The sequence below is a fragment of the Tessaracoccus antarcticus genome, from assembly GCF_003688855.1.
GTDB lineage: Bacteria > Actinomycetota > Actinomycetes > Propionibacteriales > Propionibacteriaceae > Arachnia > Arachnia antarctica.
The window spans coordinates 1-20,763 of sequence record NZ_REFW01000001.1 but is presented as its reverse complement, the minus strand read 5'-3'; the positions used below and the strand labels follow the sequence as shown (position 1 = coordinate 20,763).

Genomic DNA, 20,763 nt, shown 5'->3' with positions numbered 1-20,763 from the left:
CCTCACAATTGGTAACTGGTGTCTGTGTTGCTGGTCACAAAGCTAGCGGATCGATACATCGCCACCACACGTTCCTCGCTGGCCTCCACGAACAGGACGACCTCGGTGCAGCCGACGGCCTCCAGATGCGCGAGGCCGGCCTCCAGAAGCGCCCGTCCGAGGCCGTGCCCCTCATGGTCCGGATGCACAGCCAGCACGTAGACCTCACCGGTGGCCTCGTCGTGGCGTTTCGTCCAGTGGAATCCCACCACCGGCGAATCCTCGTAGCCGCGGGTGGCCACCAGTAGCCCCTCCGCGGAGAACCAGGGTTGGGAGGTGAGCGCGTCGAACTCGTCACGGGTCAACCTGCCCTGCTCCGGGTGGTGGGCGAAGGCGGCGGCGTTGGTGGCGACGACGCCGTCGGCGTCGCTAGGACGAAACGCGCGGATCGTCCACCCCGCCGGAACCCGGGCCTCGGGCTCCTCCCCCAGCGGGCGGGCCATCTTCAGCAGTTCTCGCACCGGTGTCAGGCCCAGCGCCCCGGCCAGGCCTGCGGCACCCGGTTGGGTGCCGAATGCCCACAGCGTGTGGTGGGGGTGGGCCTCCAGCGCCGCGCGCAACAGGGATGTGCCGTGCCCCCGGCGGCGGTGCCCGGGCAGCACCCCCGCCTGGATGGTGCCGTCGCGCGCGTCGGCGACGGCGAACCCCACCAAGTCGTCCCCAGCCGTGGCGAAGAAGAAGCTGCCCGGTCGCTGCCCCGCGATGACGAGGTCCGCGGACTCGTTCGTGGGGGCGACACCGTCGGCCTCAGCAATGCGCTGCACCAGGTGCTGCACTTCGTCGCGCTGCTGCGGCGTGAGCTGCTCGAGTTCCATCATTCCGATCCCTTCCGGGCTGAGGTGAAGCGGTATCCGACGTTGCGGACCGTCCCGATGTACCAGTCGAACTGGCCCAGCTTGGCGCGTAGCCGCCGGATGTGCACGTCGACGGTGCGGGTTCCACCGAAGTAGTCATAGCCCCACACCTGGCTGAGGAGGACCTCCCGGGTCAGCACCTTCCCGGGGTTGGCCATGAGGTAGCGCAGGAGTTCGAACTCGGTGTAGGTCAGGTCCAGCGGATCGCCGGAGAGGGTGGCCAGGTAGGCGGCCTCGTCCACGCGAATGGGGCCGAACGCCAGCACCTGCCGATCGGTGGCGGAGCGCATCAGCATACGGATGCGCGCGTCGAATTCGGCGGGCTCACTGGTGTCGGTGACGAAGTCCGTGAAGCCCCATTCGCGACCGAGCAGCGACACGCCGTTCGGTGGCACCAGCAGCATGATGGCGACGTCGGCGCGGGCTGCCCGCAGCGTCGTGGTGACGGCCCGCGCCCACACGAGGTCGTCGCGCCCGTCCACCACGAGCACGTCCGCCGCGTCCATGCGGGCGATCGCCTCAGGTGTGGTGGCTACGGCCGAGGTGGCGTGGTTGAGCAACGACAGGGCACCGGGAATGGTGGCGCCGGGAGAGACGAACAGCACTGATCCCATGCGTCGCCTCCTCCTGATCATCCGGGCCTGTGCGCAATCGTAATGCGTCAGACCCCTCCCGTGGTTCGCTGACAACGGTCGTGGCGGGGCGCGGGCGGCCCGCAGGTGCCCACGGGTAGCATGTCGTGCATGCCCAAACGCCTGCCGGACAAGCTGTTCCGGGATCAGGGCACCACCGATTCCCCGGATGTGCTCCGGGGCGCTGAGGCTGCCGAGCGGTCCGCGTCCCAGCGTCGACGCGTGCCCTTTCGCTCACGCGACGCGAAGGGGTTCGCTCCGCCGCTCGTGGTGGCAGGCGTGGTGGGGGCCCTGCTGCTGGGCTTCGGCGTCGGCAAACTGGTGGTGGTGCAGGGCGGCGGGCCCGCCGCGCCCGAGGTGACCGTCGGCTCCCCGACGATGACGGCCACCGTCATGCCCTCGGCGGATGCCACTCTCGTGCCGTGGGACGGACCGGTGCGCGACGTACCTGCTCTGGCTGCGGAGGGTCGCTGCCTGAGTGGTACGGGATTCAGCCCGGATCCACCGAGCAACCTCGTCGACGACGACCCCGGCTCGCTGTGGCGCTGCTGGGGGTCGGGCACGGGGGAGACCATCACGTTCACGCTGGAGCCGGAGGTGGTGCTGGTGGGGGTGCGCCTCATCAACGGCAACACGGTCAGCACCGCCCGGTACCTGGCGGAGCGGCGGATCCTGACCGTGAAGTGGACGTTCAGCGACGGCTCGTGGGTGGTGCAGCCGCTGGCCGCCAATGACCGCCAGTTCCAGGAGGTGAGGTTCCCACCCACCACCATCAGCGGTGACGTCACCATGACGGTGCTCGACGCCACCGTCCCGGGCGAGACGTCCGAGAAGAACGATGCCGTCTCCATCAGCGCACTGGAGTTCCTCGAGGTGAGGTGACGGCCCGGGGATCCTCAGCGCCAGTCTTGTGTGTCGATGAGGATGGTGATGGGGCCGTCGTTGACGGACGCCACCTGCATCTCCGCCCCGAAACGGCCTCGTCCCACCTCGGCGCCCAGCGCCTCCAGTTCCCGGCAGAAGAGCTCCACGAGCGGTTCCGAGACATCCCCGGATGCGGCCGCACTCCAGGACGGCCGACGGCCCCTGCGGGTGGCCGCGTGGAGCGTGAACTGGCTGATGACAAGGATGGGGGCATTGGTGTCGCTGGCGGAGCGTTCGTCGCGGAGGATCCTCAGCGACCACGTCTTGGCGGCCACGGCACGCGCGTCCTGCGGGCCGTCGCCCCGGGCGATGCCGACCAGCACCAGTAGCCCGGGCCTGGGCAACTGGGACACCAGGTCACCGTCGACGGTGACGCTGGCCTCGGCAACTCTCGTGATGACGACGCGCATGACACCCTTGTCTAGGGCATCGGTGACACCGGGGGCAACCGGGGGTCCCTCGCTAGACTTGGCCCTGGGTGTCGGCGTCACGCGCGCCGGAGTCATGAACACCCTCAACGAAGGAATGACGCACATGCAGATGGACATTCAGGTGCCCAAGGGACTCAATCCCGCGCTGACGGCCCTCGGTTGGCTCGTCGGGCGGTGGGAGGGGACCGGCAACGGCACCGACCACGACGGCGGGGACTTCACGTTCGAACAACGCATCGAGTTCAACCACAACGGCGGCGAGTACCTCTATTACGTGTCGCAGACGTTCCTCCTCGAGGATGGCGAGACCGGCCGGCCGTTGGGCATGGAGACCGGTTTCTGGCGGCCGAAGTCCGACGCGTCGTTGGAGGTGGTGTTGTCGAACTCCGAGGGGTGGACCGAGATCCTCGTCGGGAAGATCCAGGTCACCCGCATTGATCTGATGACGGATGCCGTCGTCCGCGCCGAGAGTGCCGAGGTGACGCACTCCTCAGGCCAACGCCTCTACGGCAAGGTGGAGAATGACCTGATGTACGCCCTGGACCGCTCCACGGACGTGCATGAGCTGCGCCCGCACATGTGGGCCCGACTGACGAGGGTGTGAGATGGCGGTTCTCCTGGATGACGGCATTGACGCCGGATTGGTGTGGCACCACGGCAACCCCGTGGCCGAGGGCCGCGCCATCGCCAACGGCCTCGGCGTGGCGGACCTCGGTAACCGGGACGTCGTCGAGGTCAGGGGGCCGGACCGTTTGACATGGCTGCACGCGCTCACCACGCAGCACCTTGAGTCGCTGGCACCTGCAGTGGCCACGACAGCCCTGGTCCTGGCGCCCACCGGGCACATCGAACACGTCCTGCACGGCGTGGATGACGGTGAGAGTTTTCTGGCCTGGACCGAGCCCGGCAGGGGTGCGGCGCTCGTGGAGTGGCTGGACCGGATGCGGTTCATGTCCCGCGTGGAGGTGCGGTTGCGAGGCGACCTGCGCATGGCATGGTTCGGACACAAAATCGCGGTCCCAGAGGGGTGGACCGTCAGGGACAGCGAAATCGGTGGGTCTGACGTCTTCGTCCCGGTCGACGCTGTCCTGCCGGGGGACGAGTCCTCGGCGGTGCCCGTCGGCGTCTGGGCGTACGAGGCGGCGCGTATCGCAGCCGGGGTGCCACGGATTTTCGTGGACACCGACCACAGAACCATCCCCAACGAAATCGGCCTGCTGGGCACGCATCTGGAGAAGGGTTGCTACCGGGGGCAGGAGACGGTGGCACGGGTGCACACGCTCGGCCGTCCGCCGCGCCGGCTCGTGCAGTTGCACCTGGACGGCTCCCTGTCGTCGCTGCCCGATGGGGGCGCCCCCCTGATGCTGGACGGGCGTGCCGTCGGGTTCGTCGGATCCAGCGCACGGCATCACGAACTGGGGCCGATCGCCCTCGGACTCGTGAAGCGCAACGTCCCCGTCGACGCCCAACTGCTCGCCGACGACATCCCTGCGGCGCAGGAGGCGCTGGTGGATCCCGACGTCGGCCTGCACGTGAGGCCCGTCCTGCGCTGATCTGGCGCAGGCGGTCGTCTCAGCCGCGGAGGGCCTGCACGACCCTGGCCAGCGACGCGTCGTCGGTGCTGCCGCCGAGCTCCCGTATGGCGAGCATCGCCGCACCGGCCACACCGTCGGACACACGGCGGGCCCGTGCGCCCAGACATGCGTAGACCTGCCGACCCACGGGGCTGCCTTCTCCGAGGACGCTTCCGCCCATGACCACGGGTCCCTCCTCGGTGCCGGGGAGGGATGCCAGAGTGGCCAGGGCATACTCTGCGGCCCGGCCGCAGATGGACGCGGCCACCGGATCCCTCTCCGCCTCGCCGGCCGCCATCACCGCGAAGCGTGCCAGTTCCACGGGAGGCCTCGTCTGCGACCACGTGAGCAGAGCCGCGAGATCCGGTGTCCTGAGGCCGCTGCGGCGCACTACATCGTCGAGCCCTGCCAGCACACGCGAGGTCAGCGTGGTGGCGGGTCCGCGGCCGTCGAGATCGGCCGCCACCGCCCGGGCCACCTGGTGGCCGATCCAGAATCCCGATCCGTCGTCGCCCAGCAGCCAGCCGAGACCGTCACGCACGGCGCTGAGCCGGCCCCCTGTCACCCGTGCAGCCACGGCCCCTGTGCCGACGATCAGCACGGACCCCTCGGGTGCCGTGGTGCCGGAGAAGTAGGCGCCGAGAAGGTCGCTGACCATGACCACGCGGGAGGGGAGGCCCTGGTGGGCGAGTGCAGGCGGTAGTTGGGGGAAGTCACGGGAGAGGATGCCTGCGACCGTGGCCACCACGAGGTGCGGACGCTGGGTGCTGGCGCCTGATGCCGCTGCACACACCTGCGCGATGGTGGCGGCCGCCCTGTCAGGATCCGCCACGGGATTGCCGGGGCCGCCTCGAATCACGGCACCGCAGTTCCCGTCCCTGCTCACCACGACGGCGCGTGTGCTGCTGCCGCCAGCGTCGACGGCGATGGCTGAGGGTGTCACGTCCATGGGTCCTCCTCGTCGGGGCGATCCTACTGGCGGCGCGGACGCACAACGCCGGCCCACCCCCGTGCGGGGATGGACCGGCGTCGTCGGTTGATCAGTTCAGTGCGGCCAGGGCTGCGTCGTAGTCGGGTTCGGTGGTGATCTCGGGTACCTGCTGCGTGTAGGTCACGATGCCGTTCTCGTCGATGACGATGACGGCTCGGGACAGGAGACCCTCCAGGGGGCCGTCGATCATGGTGACGCCGTAGTCCTCGCCCAGGGTGGTGCGGAAGTCGGAGGCGGTGATGACGTTCTCGATGCCTTCTGCGCCGCAGAACCTGGCCTGCGCGAAGGGCAGGTCGCGGGAGATGCAGAGGACGGTGGCGTTCTCAAGGCCAGCGGCTTTCTCGTTGAAGGTGCGGACGCTGGTGGCGCACACGCCGGTATCCAGGCTCGGGAAGATGTTGAGCACCACTTTTCGACCCTTGAGGTCCGACAGCTTCACTGGCTGCAGGTCGGTGCCCACGAGAGCGAAGTCGAGTGCTCTGGAGCCCACGTCGGGCAGGTCTCCCTGGGTGGAGACGGGGGAACCCTTGAAAGTGATGTCTGTCATCCTTCGATCTTTGCCGATGGATCCAAACGCGGTGGTGGTATCCGCGGATTGGGCATGTTCAGGGAAGCAGTTGCACTGCGGTGATGGCGTCTGCGAGGACCCTGAGGCTGTTGTGGATGACACGTTGTGAGTTCGCGGATTCGGTGATCCCTTCCAGCCTTGCCACCTCTGCGTTCTCCAGGCCGTTCAGCAGGCCGATGAGGCTGCGACGTGCCCCGTCCCGCAGGGCGTCGACGCTCACATCGACGAGACGCACCATGCCGTCGGCTGCTGCCACGGCTGCTTGTCGCTGGTCCCGGACCGCGGTGCGGACTCCTGTGTACCCTGCCTGCCCTGCAAGCGCCTCGGCGGCGTTGATGGCGTCGCGTGCCAGCCACCAGGCGCTGCCGTCCTGGATGCCGCGCTCGTCGTCGATGATGCGGACGTCGCCCCCGCCGATGCCGAATCGCATGTCCGCGGTGCCGAACAGTGCATTGCGGAGGGCCACCGACGCGCCCAGTGCGTCCCCCACGCTCGCGTACAGGCCCTGGACCTCGTCGCCCACCGTGACCCGCAGGGCATCCAGCGCTGGGACTCTGGCGTTGGTCTCGTCGATGCCGCGCAGCAGGGCGGCGTGCACGTGGGACCGGTCCGTCGTACGCGACGCCACGAGGTCACCGAGCAGCGCCACGCATTCAGGCAATACCTTCATTTCTTCCACATGAAGACTATATCTACACTATCCGGCGAGCGGCGCCTCTCGCGAGTGGAAAATCGTCTGACGTGGTGGGGCATCGTCAACCCCCGCGCCGCCTGACCCCATGAGCGTGTGAACGCCCACGTTGTCAGGGTGGCATGACAGAGTTGTGCCTTCGACGAGGAGGTGGGCAACGTGTGGGTGTTCGTGGCGCAAGCGGCAATCGTGGCCGCGTGTTTTGCGCTCGCAGTCTTCGCCGGCACCCCCGTCGTGCGGCGGTTGCTGGTGCGGATCGAGAACCGTGACGAGGTGACACCCCCTGAGGTCGAGTCCGAGCTGACGGTGGGCGGCGAGCCGCCGTCAGTCGCCCCGGTGAGCCAGAGCGGAGCACTCCCGGGCCTTCAGGCGGCGGGGGAGCAGTTGAAGGGCGGGTACTGGATCGGCCTGCTGGAGCGGGCGGCCCTGTTCGCGTGCGTCCTGAGCGGATTCCCCGCCGGCATCGCCGTGGTGCTGGGAGTCAAGGGGTTGGGGCGCTACCCCGAACTGCGCACCCCCACGGGCAGCAAGGGGGAACTGTTCATCATCGGCACGTTCTCGAGCATGTTGTGGGCCGCGCTGTGGTCGGGCCTCGCCTGGGGACTGATCAGGCTGTGGTGAACCCCGACCCGGCGGGGCTGCTGCCCGACTCCGTCGCCGCAGAGCTCCTGCGGCGGTGGGCCGAGCCGCATCGTCATTATCACGACACCAGTCATCTGGTGAATGGACTCGTGGCCCTCGAAACGCTGGGGGGATCACGGTTGGAGCTCATCGCCTTCTGGTTCCACGACGCCGTGCACTCCAACAGCACGCCCGAGGACGAGCGTGCCTCCGCCGCACTGGTGGCAGACCTGCTGGAGGGCCACGAGGCCCCCTCGGACATCACGGAGATCCAGCGGCTGGTGATGCTCACCGCCGGACATCTCACGGCGCCGGACGACATCGCGGGACAGCGGGTCTGTGACGCCGACCTCAGTGCTCTGGGAGCCGATGGTGACGCCTACAGGCGCAACGTCGAGGGCATCCGTGCAGAACTGCCACACCTCACCGACCAGGAGTGGGTGCATGGGCGCAGCGAGTTCTTGGCGCGGTTCCTGGAACGGGGCCACTTCTTCGGCACCGACCGGGCGCGCGGGCTGTGGGAGGCAGCGGCACGTGCCAACCTGCGCGATGAGCTTGAAAACCTTCGGCTGGCGAACCATTCCGGCAGCATCGGTCCTTGAATTGACCCGATGTCGCGACACTATGGGGGGATGACCGATACAAATCGCATCAGTGTTTCACGCCGCATCGACGCCTCCGCCAAGGACATCTTCGCCGTCCTGACACTCCCGTCGCGCCACGCGGAGATCGACGGGTCGGGCTTCATCCGCTCGGTCGATCACGCCGACCGCATCCAGGAGACGGGCTCCAAGTTCACCATGAACATGGAGGGCGACCACATGGGTGGGGAGTACCAGACCGACAACTGGGTCAGCGCCTACTCGGAGAACCAGATGGTGGGCTGGAAGACCGCACCCGCAGGCCAGGAGCCCCCCGGTTGGGAATGGCTCTGGGAGCTCAAGTCCGACGGTGCCGACGCCACGGACGTGACCCTCACCTACGACTGGTCCAAGGTCACGGACCAGAAGCTTCTTGCCAAGCTCCACTTCCCGCTGGTCAAGGAAGAGGAGTTGGAGCAGTCGCTGGCCAACCTGTCGGCCGCCGTCTCCAGCTGACACACGACGAAAAAGGGGCGCCCACCAGGATGGTGGGCGCCCCTTTTTTGATGACATCAGCCCGACTTGGAGCTCCTGCGGGTCTTCGCCCGGTCGTTGGCATTCAGGGTCACCTTGCGGATCCGCACGATGTCCGGAGTCACTTCCAGGCACTCGTCGACGCCACAGAACTCCAGCGCCTGCTCCATGGACAACACCCTGGCCGGGATGAGGCGCTCCAGCTCGTCGCTCGTGGAGACGCGGATGTTGTTGAGCTTCTTCTCCTTGGTGATGTTCACGTCCATGTCCTCGGCGCGCGGGTTCTCACCCACCACCATTCCCTCGTAGACATCGGCACCCGGTGCGGCGAACAATGCGCCCCGCTCCTGGAGGTTGAACGACGCGAACGAGGTGACGGTCCCGGTGCGGTCGGCAACGAGTGACCCGGTGGGGCGGGTGCGGAAGTTCCCGGCCCAGGGCGCGTAGCCCTCGGCCTCATGGTTCATGAGCCCGGTGCCCCGCGTCTCCGTGAGGAATTCGGTGCGGAACCCGATGAGACCACGCGCGGGGACGACGAACTCCAGGCGCACCCAACCGGTGCCGTGGTTGACCATCACTTCCATGCGACCCCGACGGGTTCCCATGAGCTGGGTGACGGTGCCCACATGCTCCTCGGGAATGTCGATGGTCAGGCGCTCGATGGGCTCGTGGACCTTGCCGTCGATGATCTGGGTGACCACCTGAGGCTTGCCGACGGTCAGCTCGAAGCCCTCGCGTCGCATCATCTCCACGAGGATCGCCAGCTGCAGTTCACCTCGGCCCTGCACTTCCCACGTGTCTGGGCGCTCGGTGTCGGAGACCTTGATGGACACGTTGCCGATCAGTTCCGCATCGAGGCGGTTCTTGACGAGGCGGGCCGTCAGCTTCTTGCCCGAACGGCCTGCGAGCGGGGACGTGTTGATGCCGATGGTCATGGAGATCGAGGGTTGGTCGACATGGATCAACGGCAGGGGCTTCGGGTCGTTGGGGTCCGACAACGTCTCGCCGATGGTGATGTTCGGGATGCCGGCGATGGCAATGATGTCGCCGGGACCGGCCCAGTCGGTCGGGACGCGGTCCAGTGCCTTGGTGGTGAGCATCTCGGTCAGCTTGACGGTGGTGATGGAGCCATCGGCCCGGCACCAGGCCACCTGCTGGCCACGGTGCATCTCGCCGGCCACGATGCGGCAGAGCGCGAGGCGACCAAGGTACGGGGAGGCGTCCAGGTTGGTGACGTGCGCCTGGAGTGGGGCGCCCTCCACGTAGCTCGGAGCGGGTACCCGGTCCATGATGGTGGAGAAGAGAGCCTCGAGGGTTTCACCGTCAGGCATCGAGCCGTCGGCGGGCTGCGTCATCGATGCGCGGCCAGCCTTGGCGGAGGCGTACACGATGGGGAAGTCGAGGACGTCGGTGGCGTCGTCGTCGATCAGGTCCATGAAGAGGTCGTAGGTCTCCTCGACGACTTCGCTGATGCGAGCGTCAGGACGGTCGACCTTGTTGACGACAACGATGAGCGGCAGCTTCTTGGCCAGCGCCTTGCGCAGCACGAAGCGTGTCTGGGGCAGGGGGCCCTCGGAGGCATCGACCAGCAGGACGACGCCGTCAACCATTTCCAGACCGCGCTCCACCTCACCGCCGAAGTCGGCGTGACCGGGGGTGTCAATGATGTTGATGGTGACCTCGGTGCCGTCGGGCCGCTTGTGCTGCACCGCGGTGTTCTTCGCGAGGATCGTGATGCCCTTCTCGCGCTCCAGGTCCATCGAGTCCATCACTTGCGTCTTGACTTCGGAGCCTATGCGGAACGCTCCTGACTGCCACAGCATGGCGTCGACGAGCGTGGTCTTGCCGTGGTCGACGTGTGCGACGATCGCGACGTTTCGCAGGTCATTGCGGATGGGCATGCAGGTACTCCTCAAAATGGACAACGGGCCGAGTTTACGGCAAAAACGTCGTCTCTCATGACACACCCCTTGCCGGTGGGGTTTGCGGCGAGCGGGTTGTCACCCGTCCGGCCGACGATGTGGGGGCTCCGCCGCGAGTCGTCAGTCCTGGGTCAGGACGTCGAAAGCCTCTTCAGAGGAGTCGCGGAGGAACTGTGCACAGCGCTCTGCCTCGTCGGTCTCGCCGAGCCTTTTCGCTGCCTGGCTGAGCGCGAAGAGTGCCCGGAGGAATCCGCGGTTGGGTTCGTGTGCCCACGGCACCTGACCGCTACCCTTCCATCCGTTGCGCCGAAGGACGTCCAGGCCACGGTGGTAGCCGGTGCGTGCGTAGGCGTATGCGGCGACGGTGGAGCCGAGGTCGTCGGACCTGAGGCATCCCTCGGCCAGCAGCGCCCAGCACAGGGACGACTCCGGGTGCCGCTGCACCACGTCAAGGAATCCGTCCTTGCCGCTCTCGTGGATCTCGGTGAGCGCGGGATCCTCGGGCAGGTGCACGACGACGTTGGAGGCCATCAGGTTCGGGTGGGTCTTGTCCATGGGCACCACACTAGCCTCGGGCCCACACCACAGGCATTCGGCGTCGCCTCCGCGACGTCAGGCCAGGGCCGCACGGACCGCGTCGCGCGCCCCGGAGGCGGTGGTGGCGGCGACGGCGGCGTCGGCGGCCGCCCGGCACTGCTCGACGGTGACCTCGGACAGTGCCTCGGCCACGGACTGCAGGGAGCGAGGGCTCATGGACAGGCTGGAGACCCCCAACCCGATGAGCACCGGTGCCAGTGTCGGGTCGGCGGCGGCCTCGCCACACACCCCCACGGGTTTACCGGACGCGCGGCCCGCGTCGCCGATGATCTTCAGCAGTCGCAGCACGCCGGGCTGCCAGGGGTCCTGCAGGTCGCCCAGCCCGACGGCCTGCCGGTCTACGCCCATGCAGTACTGCGTGAGGTCGTTGGTGCCGATGCTGACGAAGTCCACTTCGGAGAGGATGTCCGCCGCCTGGAGCGCTGCCGAGGGTGTTTCGATCATCACACCCACGGTGGTGACGCCTCGGCTGCGTGCCAGGGCGGCGAAGTCATGGGCCTCGGCGGCCGTGGAGATCATGGGCGCCATCACCCAACCGTCGGTGCCGCTCGCAGTGCTGGCCGTGACGATGGCGTCGAGCTGCCGCTCCAGCATCGGCTGGTGGGTGCGGGACGTGCGGTAGCCCCTCACACCCAGGGCGGGATTGGGCTCCTCGGGCATGGGCAGGAAAGCCATGGGCTTGTCGCTGCCCGCGTCCAGTGTGCGCACCACCACGTGGGCGCCGGGGAAAGCCCCCAGCACCTCGCTGTAGGCCTGGACCTGGTCGCTCACCGACGGCTCAACGGCACGATCAAGGAAGCAGAATTCGGTGCGGAAGAGCCCGATGCCCTCGGCGTTGGCCCTCGCCGCGAACGTGGCGTTGCCGCCGGAGCCGACGTTGGCCAGCAGGGACACCGGCGTGCCATCGGCCGTGCGGCCGGGGGCCTCCAGCGGCCGCAGGGGTGCGCGACTGGTGCGGGCGCCGGCCCGCTGGTCCTCGTCGGGGTCCTCGATGACTTCGCCGGTGCGCCCGTCAACGAGCACCACCGTCCCGTCGGCGATGTCCAGGGCGCGGCTGCAGCCGACAACGGCGGGGATGCCCATGCTGCGGGCGAGGATGGACGTGTGCGACGTGGGGCCGCCTTCGGCCGTGACGATGGCGAGGCAGGTGTTGCCATCCAGTGTTGCGGTCTCGGACGGCGCAAGGTCACGGGCCACGAGGATGAACGGGTGGCCCGGGTCCACGACACCCGGCATCGGGATGCCCAGGAGGTGGCTGACCACACGGTCGCGGATGTCGGCCAGGTCCACGGCACGTTCCGCCACCATCCCGCCCACGTCGGTCATGGACTGCGCGACGTGGTTGGCGGCCTGCCAGAAGGCGTTGGGCGCGTCCATGCCGCGCGCGCGGATCAGGCCGGCGGCGGCGTCCACGAGGGTGGAGTCGCCAGCCAGCGTCGCCGTGGCCTGCAGGATGTCCGCGGCCTGGGGGGCGGAGAGTTCTGCCCTGCGCCGGTACTCGTCGATGACGGCGGACAGGGCGCCGCCGAGCGTGGCGATCTCGGCGTCGACGGCGTTGGCGGGAACCCTGTCGTGCTCGGGTGGCGCCGTCATCGGCTCCGTCAGTTTGTGCACCTGCCCCACGACGCGCCCGGCGCTGACGCCGAGAGGCTGCGCTGGTGCGGGCGCGGCGGGCGGCTGCGCGTTGGGGTCGATCTCCCCGAAGCCTCCCCTGATCATGGCGATGATGGCGGCCACGGCCTCCGCGGCCTGGGGCCCGCGGGCCTCGACGCGCAGGTCGTCCCCCATGCGGGCGTTCAGCGTGGCCAGGCCAATGGGGGTCGTGGCGGGTACGGACCCGCCGCGATGGTGGATCAACCGCACCTCGGCGTCGTACTTCGCCGCCTCGGAGGCCACTGTGGCAGCGGGCCGCGCGTGCAGGCCAGCCGGATTTGGCAGTGTGGCCTCGTCGAAGCTGTCTGCGTGCCAGTCGTCGTCGGTGTCCACGGATTCGGGGCCCGGGCCGGCGCCGAGCGCCTGGAGCTTGGGTGTGAGTGAGCGTGCGGCCTCGAGCGCCACCTCGTCCAGGGTGGCGCCACTGGCAGCGCGCACGGTGGCTGCCAGGAGGCCTTCCACGAACGGGGCCGGCACCACCCGCAGGTCGGGTGCCGAGTCGTCGAGCAACTCCACGGCCATCTCGGCGCTGAGCACGGCCGAGCCGAGATCCACGAGCACCACCACGCCAGCTCCTGCATCGGCGGCGGTGATGGCCTCCATCACCGCGGTGGCGTCGGTTCCGAGCCCCCCATCAGGCATGCCAGCGGCGATTCTGATGGGCGGGGGATCGCCGTGCACCATCTGCATGGCAAGCTCAACGGCCGCATCGGCGAGGCGTCGGCTGTGTGAGACGACGACCACGCCCACCAACGCCACGGTCACACCCCGTCAAGGGACGCGGCAAGGGCCTCGAACAGGTAGGTGGTGGAGGTGGCGCCGGGATCCTGGTGCCCCTTGGAGCGTTCTCCCAGGTAGCTTGCGCGACCCTTGCGCGCCACCATCGCAATGGTGGACTCCCGGCCCCGGCGTGCAGCTTCTGCACCAGCGCGCGTGGCATCGGCCAACGACTCCCCGGATGCCACCGAGCCCTCGATGGCGACCACAGCAGGAGTCATGGCGTCCACCATCGTCTTGTCGCCCAGTTCCGCCTTGCCGCGGGAGATCACGCCGTCCAGCCCCGCCCTCAGGGAAGAGACCAGCGCCTCCGGCGTGACCTCCGTACCGTCTCCGAGACCCGTGGCGAACCGCATGAAGAAGGTGCCGTACAGCGGCCCACTCGCGCCGCCGACACTGCTGACCAGCGTCATGCCCACCTTCTTGAACAACGCATCCGCGGCACCCGGGTCGGCCACCTGGTTCAGGACTGCCGTCATGCCCCGCGCCATGTTCGAACCGTGGTCGGCGTCGCCGATCGCCGAGTCGAGATCGGTGAGGTAGCCCTTGTTCTGTTCCACGAGGGAACCGAACTGGTGCAACCATTCGACGAGGGTCGCCACGGAGGCGGACTGGTTGGTGTTCACACGCCCCACCGTAGTCCGGCGGTCTTCACCGGTGCGTCCCAGAGCGCGAGGATCTCGTCGTCGGCCTTGAGGATGGTCACGGAGCAGCCAGCCATGTCGAGGCTCGTGATGTAGTTGCCCACCAGGTTGCGGGCGATGGTGATGCCAGCGTCGTCAAGCAGCCGAACCACTTCGCCGTACATCAGGTACAGCTCGATGAGCGGGGTCCCGCCCATACCGTTGAGCATCACGATGCACGGGGCTCCCGTGAAGTCGAGGTCGTGGAGGATGGGGTCCACGAGTTGTTTGGCGATGTCCCTGGCGCTGGACAGCGGCTCGCGGTGGCGCCCGGGCTCGCCGTGGATGCCGACGCCGATCTCCATCTCGTCGTCGGGGAGGTCGAAGGTGGGCTTCCCTGCGGCGGGGACGGTGCAGCTCGTGAGGGCCATTCCCATGGAGCGGCCTCCTGCGTTGACGCGGTGGGCAATCTCGAGGACTCCGTCCATGTCGCGGCCCTCCTCGGCCGCGGCGCCCACGATCTTCTCCAGCAGGACAGTGAGGCCCACGCCCCGTCGCCCTGCGGTGTAGAGGGAGTCCTGGACGGCGACGTCGTCGGCCACCACCACGGTCTCCACACGTACGCCGGAGTCGGCCGCCATCTCGCCGGCCATCTCAAAGTTCATCACGTCGCCCGTGTAGTTCTTGACGATGTGCAGCACGCCCGCGCCGCCGTCGGCCTCGCTCGTGGCGGCCAGCATCTGGTCGGGCGTGGGTGAGGTGAACATCTGCCCGGCGCAAGCGGCATCCAGCATGCCCACCCCGACGAATCCGCCGTGCAGGGGTTCGTGGCCGGATCCTCCGCCGGAGATGACGGCGACTTTGCCCTGCCGGGTCTTCTCGGCGCGGTAGATGACGCGGTGCTCGTGGTCGACCCGGACGTTGTCATCGGAGAGTTCGATGCCCTTGAGGGCGTCGGCGATGACGTCGTCAACGTTGTTGATGAGCTTCTTCATGGTTGGTGGCCTCCTGCTTCGTTGCGAGATGCGCGGTGTTGTTGCACTATGTGCGCGCCGACCACCCGCGAGGCGGCGCCTTGGCTTGATGCTGGCCTGTCGCGTCGGGTTCAGCAATGGGAATGGGCCTAAGTGCACGTTTGTTCCGGGGATGCGCAAGAACGTGCACTCAGGTGGCGTCCACGTGGGGCGACGGCCATGCATCCGTGGGGACACACGCCTGCACACCGGCTGGGAGGCGAACTACTCTTCCATCATGGACACCCATTCGAAACGACCCGTAGCCATCGTCATGGGGGCCTCGCGAGGCCTCGGACTGCTCATGGCGACCGAGCTTGCCCAGCGTGGTCACGACGTCGCGATCTGCGCACGCGACGCCGAGTCGCTGGAGCGGGCCGCCGAGCAGCTGCGCGTGCACGGCGGCACAGTGCTGCCGTCGACGTGCGACGTCACCGACGCCGATGACGTGGAGGCGTTCGTCGCGAAGGTGTCACAGGAACTGGGGCCCATCGACGTTGCCATCCACGTGGCGGGGGTGATTCAGGTGGGGCCACTGGAGGCCGTCACACGCGAACACTTCGAGGCCTCCATCAACATCATGTTGTGGGGGCCCATCAACATGGCGCTGGCGGTGCTGCCCAGCATGCGCGAGCGACGCAGCGGCCGCATCGGTGTGGTCACCTCGATCGGCGGCAAGCTTTCAGCCCCCCGTCTCCTGCCGTACTCCACCGCGAAGTTCGGCGCCGTCGGCTTCACGGAGGGCCTGTCCGCCGAGCTCGCCGGTTCCGGAGTCACGGCAACCACCCTGGTCCCGGGCCTGATGCGGACCGGTTCACACGGGCGGGCGCAGTTCTTCGGCGATGCCGAGAAGCAGTACGCATGGTTCGGCCCGGCGGCATCACTGCCGCTGCTGTCCATGGACGCCGAGCGCGCGGCGCGTCTGATGGTGGATGGCGTGTTGAAGGGCAAGCCGGTCAAGCTCGTCTCCGCGCTCAGCCACGTGGCCACACGGGCCCACGGCCTGGCGCCCAACCTCACGGTGCGGCTGAATCAGGCCCTCAGCCTTCTGCTCCCCAGGGGGACCAGTTCCGAGACAGTGGAGGGTGTTGACGCAGCCAGGAACCTCAGGCCCGACGGCATCGTGTCCCGCCTGACGAAACTGGGGGACCGCGCAGCTGCTCGCTTCAACGAGCACAGGCGGGACAGCTAGAGCACCAGCGGTACCGAGCCAAGTCGAGTGACCCACCGGTCAGTGGTGGTGGGTCATCAGTTCCCCGATGAGCTGGGGCGCAACCCAGAAGTGGCGCATCATGTCGTGGTCCTCATGCTCGAGGATGTGGCAGTGGTACATGAACCGTCCCAGCATGCCTGTGGGTTCGTAGGTGTTGGTGGCAGGGTTGAGCACCCCGAACGGCACGGCGATCTTGACCATCTCCCCGGGATCGACCCGGATGACATCCTTCCACGCCCGGTCGGCCTCCGTGATCGCCACATCCTCGTCGAGAGTCACCGAGACCGGGTTGGCCTCGGGATCGTGGGAGTCGAAATCCAGCCAATCGAGTGCGTCGGGGTCGGGGACGGTCCCTGCGGCTGATGCCCTGATCCGTCCAAGGATCTGCACCGCTGTCAGGTGCAGGTGCACCGGGTGGGTGTCCGGGGACAGGTTGATCAGTTTCCACACCTCGACCTGCCCCTCCACGCACGTGAAGACGCCTGCGTCATGAAACATCTTGGCCGCAGTGCGCCACAGCCTCGTGACCAGGGCGCCCGACCCGGACGGGTCGGGCTCCGTGAGTTCGATGAGGCGGTCCATCTCCTCGTCCCCCGGTGTGTGGGGCATCAGCTCACGCAGAGTCAGCATGGCTGGGTCGCCAGGGACCATCTCCTCCTCGACGAGCGCCACGTAGCGGTGCTGGTGATGGCCGGGGACTCCGGTGTCGGGGATCACCACCACCGCTTCGCCGGGGTCGCCGTCGGCAGCCTCGTGCACGATGCGCCTGAAGTCACCTGCCAGCGTAGGAAGCGGACGGGGAGTGTGCGGGTTGCCGACGAGGTCGAACCGCATGACCTCGGGATATCGGACGCGGGCCTCCCAGCCCTCGGAACCGGGGAGTGCCTCACCCCTGAAGGCCCTGATCGCGCTGCCGCCGTAGGGTGCCGCAGCCGTGTTGACCACCTCCAGATGCGCCGCGTCAACGAGTCCGAAGTCCACGATCACGTCCAGTCGTTCTGCGGGGGCCAGCACCAGGTCGGGCGCGGCAGTCATGGGCATCCCCCTCAGTCCACCATCGGTCCCGATCACCGTCGCAATGTCGGACCACGGGACGACTCCATCAGGTGACATCAACGTGAGGCTGAACGTGCGGGCGTTGGAGCCGTTGATGAGTCGGAGCCGGTACTGGCGGCGATGGACCGTCACCTTGGGCCAGATCTTCCGGTTGACCATGGTGTAGGGCCCGAAGAACTCCATGGGGCCCTCGCCCGACTCGACCTTGTGCAGCAACACCCCGGAGAGCCGTCCGTCCGCGGTCAGGTCGAGGTTCAGGTCCTGGATGAGCATGGGAAGTTCGTAGCGGTGACGGTAGGGAGGGTCGTCCTCCCTGTGGAGTCGGAGAGCGCGCATCACGCGACGGTCGTCGTCGTCGCGGACGATGTAGAGGCCCGCCATGCCCGCGTAGACGTTCAGGCGTGTGATGTGGGCGGCATGGTCGTGATACCACAGCAAGGTGGAGGGCTGATCGTTGCGGTACTCGTACAGGGAGGACTGTCCTGCCGCGAACAGCGTCTCCATCCAACCGTCCGATGCCGCCTCGGTCACCCCGCCGTGCAGATGCGGGGCGATCACCGGGGGAACCAGCGCCGTGGGCGCCCACGTCGCATCGGCTCGCCGAACGCCGAGGTCGGTGACGAAGTTCGGTTCCGGGCAACCCGTCCCCGGATGGTTGGACACGACCACCACCCCGTCAGTTGCGGGATCCGTGCCGTGCACGGAGGCGACGGTGATGGGAAGTTGCTGGCCGTGGAGTGCATTGGCCCATCTGATGCGGGACGGAACACCCCGCTCCACCTCGAGGGTGGGGTTGATCAGCGGACCGCCAGGCGTCGGCATCTCGTAGCACCACACCGGGGTCGGTGGCAGTAGGGGGTGCAGGCGCAAGGAATGCCGGGCGACCCGCACCTCACGTGTCTGATCAGTCAGGTGTGCGACGGGAGGAAAGGTCAGTTCGGCGGTGAAGCGGGCGGCGTAGAGGTCGCCTGTGGTGGGTGAGGATGTCGCGATCATGGTGCGTCTCCTGCTGGAACGCCGAACCCCCCACGGATTCTCGGGTGCGCACCAGAACACCCAATTCTGCGCTCATGTGCCTCGGACGCGCCAGAGCGTTGAACGGATTCCTGACGCAGGTTTCCTAGGGGGTCAGGGTGCCGATCCTGAACTCAGCGAGGGCATCGCTCGGCTCCTGCTGGGAGTCGTGCTCCTTGTGGAACGACGCGCTCCCATCCGTTCCGCACAGCGCCTTGATGGCCTTCTTGCCCCCGGGATGACGATCGATCCAGGTGGTCAGGTCGTAGACGCTGCCGTCCACCACCGCCCAGCAGCTGTCCACTGCGGCATGGCTTGCCACGTCAGCCATGGTGAATGCCGGCAGCGTCGCGGCGCTCGGGGAAGCGGCGGCAGGGGAGGGGCTGGCAGGTGCGGCGGAGGGGCTGGCCGGTGCTGTCGAGGGGGATGCCGATGCACCTGGTGTGGGCGAGACCTCGGGTGTCGGTGTGGCCTCAGGTGCCGGAACGGCGGATACCGGTCCCGCCTCCACAACGCGCCCCTCCCACACGGCTGTGGCGCCGCTGTGGCCCACCACGACGGTGAGGGCCAGGGCCGCGATCGCCACGCCAACGCTCAGAACAGCCAGGATGGCCTGCAGCGGGGGGCCGAGCAGGGCGGGTGTGATTCCCGGGGTGCGGGCGGCCGTGCGCCGCTGCACGAAGAACCAGATGGCGGCAATAACGAGGAGAGCGACCCCCAGCTTCTCGAGGAGGTCACCCCACCGTGCATGGTCCTCCGGTAGCCCGACGGTGCGGGCGAGGGCCTCGCCGGTTTGCGCTGAGAGCACTGCCCCGATGGTCCCCACCGCGAGCCCGCCCATCGTGAGCCAGCCGTACGCCGCCCGCCAGCGCGGCACGAGGATGATGATGATGAGGGAGATGGACGCCAGTGGCAGCATCACCACCGCGATGTGCACCACCAGGGGGTGGGTGGGCAGACCGGCCACGGTGTTGAGGAAGTCGGTGAGCGCTATGGCAGTGACATGCATGGGTCCAATAAAGCCCTGTGAACCTGTGAGTTGGCTGAGGATCCAGAACGGGAGTTGGCCATCAGACTGATGTGGAGAACCGCAACGGGTCGAGGGTCGGGGTTTCGGGTTCATCCACCACGTGGTGTGCAGCCCTAGTTTCGCTGATGCGGAGGTGGCCAACGAGCACGGGGGCGATGCTTCATGGGCCTGACCAACTCTGGAGCCCGTCTGGATATTCCATGAACGAGCCAGGCAACACCTCGGTTCAGCCGCCCAAAGTCTGGCAGTGAGTGCAGCGGGCAGGGCTGCCGGTGAGTTGCTCAATATCAGGTTTGAAATATACCCTGAGGATACCCTGAGGAAAATTCAGGTTCCCCCCGTGTAAGGATCTCCCATGATGCAAGCCTCACGGGCTGCCATCGAAGCTATGGCCGCCCCCGCTCACGCTGAACCTCGTCAGTGTGGCCGCTCCACAGGTGAGAGCGCGATGTTGCGCCGATCTGTGGCTCTCTGTAGCGCGACGCCTTTTCGTTCCCATGTGCGCGGGGAGCGCTCATGAGTTCCCAGAGGAAGTTTGGCATCCGCAGGATCCTCGGCACCCTCGTTGCTGTGGGTGTCGTGCTGCCCATGTGTTCGCCGACGCCCATCGCCCTCGCCGACCTCGCACCCATCGAGACAGTCGCGTCTGACAACTTCGATCGACCCAGCGCGAGCGGATGGGGCGCAGCCGTCTCTGGCGGACTTTGGACTAGTTCGCTACCGGCCAAAGTCTCGATCAAGTCTGGCCGCGGGCAAATGGCTCCAAACAGTGGCCAGGAGGTGGTCCAGACGCTGCCTGCTTCTGTCAGTAATACGAGGGTTACCGTTTCCACTGAGGTAAGCGCTCTACCCACCGCCGGCAACGGTATGAGCGCCGGCGTCGGTGTCAGGGCGTCGAGCGAGGGCGCCTACCTCACCACCCTTCGCTTTGGTAGAGCGGGAGCCGTGAGCTTGAGCATCAAGCGTCAACGAACTGGCTCTCCGGACGCCATATTGGTCAGCGACACCCTTCTGCCCACACGTGCCGCAGCGGGCCAACCCTACACAGTGCAAGTCGAAGCGACCGGTACATCTCCCGTCGCCATTCGTGCACGTGCTTGGCCGCAATCTGCCGCGGCTCCCGGCTGGCAAGTAACTGCCGCCGACTCCTCCTCAGCACGGTTGAACAGACCTGGGGGTCTTTCGCTCCGATCCTACTTGTCCGGGTCGACAAATCTGCTAACGGTGAGCTACGACGACGTCAGCGTGCAGAAGCTGTCTGACGCGGCCCCGCCGGCCCCGCCGGCCCCGCCGGCCCCGCCGGCCCAGCCGGTTCAGCCTCCGGCCCCGCCGGTTCAGCCTCCGGCCCCTCCAGTTCAGCCTCCGGTTGTTCCGGCTGCGTCGGCGCTTGGTTCTGTGGCGGTGGGTTCGGCGTCGTATCCCGTG

20 protein-coding genes and 1 pseudogene are annotated in these 20,763 nt (G+C 67.7%); 7 read left to right on the top strand and 14 right to left on the bottom strand.

Annotation, left to right across the window (positions count from 1 at the left end; all coding sequences use genetic code 11):
• Positions 1–2 precede the first annotated feature (2 nt).
• Both mshD and EAX62_RS00100 read right to left on the bottom strand, forming a co-directional pair.
• Positions 3–857: a mycothiol synthase gene (gene mshD / locus EAX62_RS00105; protein ID WP_121899675.1), complete on the bottom strand. Its 855-nt coding sequence runs from the start codon at positions 855–857 to the stop codon at positions 3–5.
• On the bottom strand, positions 854–1,507 hold the full coding sequence (locus EAX62_RS00100) for a winged helix-turn-helix transcriptional regulator (protein WP_121899674.1): 654 nt from the start codon (positions 1,505–1,507) through the stop codon (positions 854–856). Before EAX62_RS00100 ends, mshD begins: the two co-directional genes overlap by 4 nt.
• 129 nt (positions 1,508–1,636) lie before the next feature.
• Between EAX62_RS00100 and EAX62_RS00095 the strand changes: the two genes are divergently transcribed.
• Entirely contained in the window at positions 1,637–2,407 is a 771-nt protein-coding gene (locus EAX62_RS00095; protein ID WP_147453950.1) for an NADase-type glycan-binding domain-containing protein, read from the top strand.
• 14 nt (positions 2,408–2,421) lie between these two features.
• On the opposite strand, the gene dtd is transcribed toward EAX62_RS00095, so the two are convergent.
• Positions 2,422–2,859, bottom strand: coding sequence for a D-aminoacyl-tRNA deacylase (gene dtd, locus EAX62_RS00090; RefSeq protein ID WP_121899672.1), 438 nt, complete (start codon positions 2,857–2,859; stop codon positions 2,422–2,424).
• A gap of 124 nt (positions 2,860–2,983) precedes the next feature.
• Between dtd and EAX62_RS00085 the strand changes: the two genes are divergently transcribed.
• Positions 2,984–3,484 carry an FABP family protein gene (locus EAX62_RS00085; protein ID WP_233557739.1) on the top strand — a complete coding sequence of 167 codons (501 nt, stop codon included), beginning with the start codon at positions 2,984–2,986 and terminating at the stop codon, positions 3,482–3,484.
• Between the two features lies 1 nt (position 3,485).
• Entirely contained in the window at positions 3,486–4,433 is a 948-nt protein-coding gene (gene ygfZ, locus EAX62_RS00080) for a CAF17-like 4Fe-4S cluster assembly/insertion protein YgfZ (RefSeq protein ID WP_121899671.1), read from the top strand.
• A gap of 19 nt (positions 4,434–4,452) precedes the next feature.
• On the opposite strand, the gene EAX62_RS00075 is transcribed toward ygfZ, so the two are convergent.
• From EAX62_RS00075 to EAX62_RS00065, 3 genes are all read right to left on the bottom strand, one after another.
• Positions 4,453–5,403: an N-acetylglucosamine kinase gene (locus tag EAX62_RS00075; protein ID WP_121899670.1), complete on the bottom strand. Its 951-nt coding sequence runs from the start codon at positions 5,401–5,403 to the stop codon at positions 4,453–4,455.
• Between the two features lie 91 nt (positions 5,404–5,494).
• Entirely contained in the window at positions 5,495–5,992 is a 498-nt protein-coding gene (tpx, locus tag EAX62_RS00070; RefSeq protein WP_121899669.1) for a thiol peroxidase, read from the bottom strand.
• A 58-nt stretch (positions 5,993–6,050) separates the two neighbouring features.
• Positions 6,051–6,683 carry a SatD family protein gene (locus tag EAX62_RS00065; protein WP_121899668.1) on the bottom strand — a complete coding sequence of 211 codons (633 nt, stop codon included), beginning with the start codon at positions 6,681–6,683 and terminating at the stop codon, positions 6,051–6,053.
• 180 nt (positions 6,684–6,863) lie between these two features.
• On the opposite strand from EAX62_RS00065, the gene EAX62_RS16795 reads away from it, so the two are divergent.
• The 3 genes from EAX62_RS16795 to EAX62_RS00050 are packed head-to-tail and all read left to right on the top strand — an operon-like array spanning position 6,864 to position 8,422.
• Positions 6,864–7,325, top strand: coding sequence for a hypothetical protein (locus EAX62_RS16795; RefSeq protein WP_233557738.1), 462 nt, complete (start codon positions 6,864–6,866; stop codon positions 7,323–7,325).
• Positions 7,322–7,927: an HD domain-containing protein gene (locus tag EAX62_RS00055; protein ID WP_147453949.1), complete on the top strand. Its 606-nt coding sequence runs from the start codon at positions 7,322–7,324 to the stop codon at positions 7,925–7,927. Before EAX62_RS16795 ends, EAX62_RS00055 begins: the two co-directional genes overlap by 4 nt.
• 30 nt (positions 7,928–7,957) lie before the next feature.
• Complete coding sequence (locus EAX62_RS00050) at positions 7,958–8,422, top strand: SRPBCC family protein (protein WP_121899666.1); 465 nt, start codon at positions 7,958–7,960, stop codon at positions 8,420–8,422.
• Positions 8,423–8,478: 56 nt separating this feature from the next.
• Here the strand turns inward: EAX62_RS00050 and typA are convergent, their stop codons facing one another.
• From typA to dhaK, 6 genes and pseudogenes are all read right to left on the bottom strand, one after another.
• Positions 8,479–10,341, bottom strand: a complete 1,863-nt coding sequence (gene typA, locus EAX62_RS00045) for a translational GTPase TypA (RefSeq protein WP_121899665.1) — start codon at positions 10,339–10,341, stop codon at positions 8,479–8,481.
• A 141-nt stretch (positions 10,342–10,482) separates the two neighbouring features.
• Positions 10,483–10,917 (bottom strand): DUF3151 domain-containing protein, encoded by a 435-nt coding sequence (locus EAX62_RS00040; protein ID WP_121899664.1) that lies wholly within the window; start codon positions 10,915–10,917, stop codon positions 10,483–10,485.
• Positions 10,918–10,974: 57 nt separating this feature from the next.
• The gene (gene ptsP, locus EAX62_RS00035; protein ID WP_325048793.1) at positions 10,975–12,945 is read right to left on the bottom strand and encodes a phosphoenolpyruvate--protein phosphotransferase; all 1,971 of its coding nucleotides are present in this window, start codon (positions 12,943–12,945) and stop codon (positions 10,975–10,977) included.
• Between the two features lie 24 nt (positions 12,946–12,969).
• A pseudogene (dhaM, locus tag EAX62_RS17350) lies at positions 12,970–13,377 on the bottom strand (dihydroxyacetone kinase phosphoryl donor subunit DhaM); the annotation flags it as partial.
• Positions 13,374–14,015 (bottom strand): dihydroxyacetone kinase subunit DhaL, encoded by a 642-nt coding sequence (dhaL, locus tag EAX62_RS00030; RefSeq protein WP_407703293.1) that lies wholly within the window; start codon positions 14,013–14,015, stop codon positions 13,374–13,376. The pseudogene dhaM and the gene dhaL, both read right to left, overlap by 4 nt.
• Entirely contained in the window at positions 14,012–15,007 is a 996-nt protein-coding gene (gene dhaK, locus EAX62_RS00025) for a dihydroxyacetone kinase subunit DhaK (protein WP_121899661.1), read from the bottom strand. Before dhaK ends, dhaL begins: the two co-directional genes overlap by 4 nt.
• 256 nt (positions 15,008–15,263) lie before the next feature.
• Here dhaK and EAX62_RS00020 point away from each other — a divergent pair, with 256 nt between their 5' ends.
• Positions 15,264–16,217, top strand: a complete 954-nt coding sequence (locus EAX62_RS00020) for an SDR family NAD(P)-dependent oxidoreductase (RefSeq protein ID WP_121900899.1) — start codon at positions 15,264–15,266, stop codon at positions 16,215–16,217.
• 39 nt (positions 16,218–16,256) lie between these two features.
• Here the strand turns inward: EAX62_RS00020 and EAX62_RS00015 are convergent, their stop codons facing one another.
• Positions 16,257–18,290 carry a multicopper oxidase family protein gene (locus tag EAX62_RS00015; RefSeq protein WP_121899660.1) on the bottom strand — a complete coding sequence of 678 codons (2,034 nt, stop codon included), beginning with the start codon at positions 18,288–18,290 and terminating at the stop codon, positions 16,257–16,259.
• Positions 18,291–18,414: 124 nt separating this feature from the next.
• Entirely contained in the window at positions 18,415–19,317 is a 903-nt protein-coding gene (locus EAX62_RS00010) for a cytochrome b5-like heme/steroid binding domain-containing protein (RefSeq protein ID WP_158600410.1), read from the bottom strand.
• Between the last annotated feature and the right edge of the window lie 1,446 nt (positions 19,318–20,763).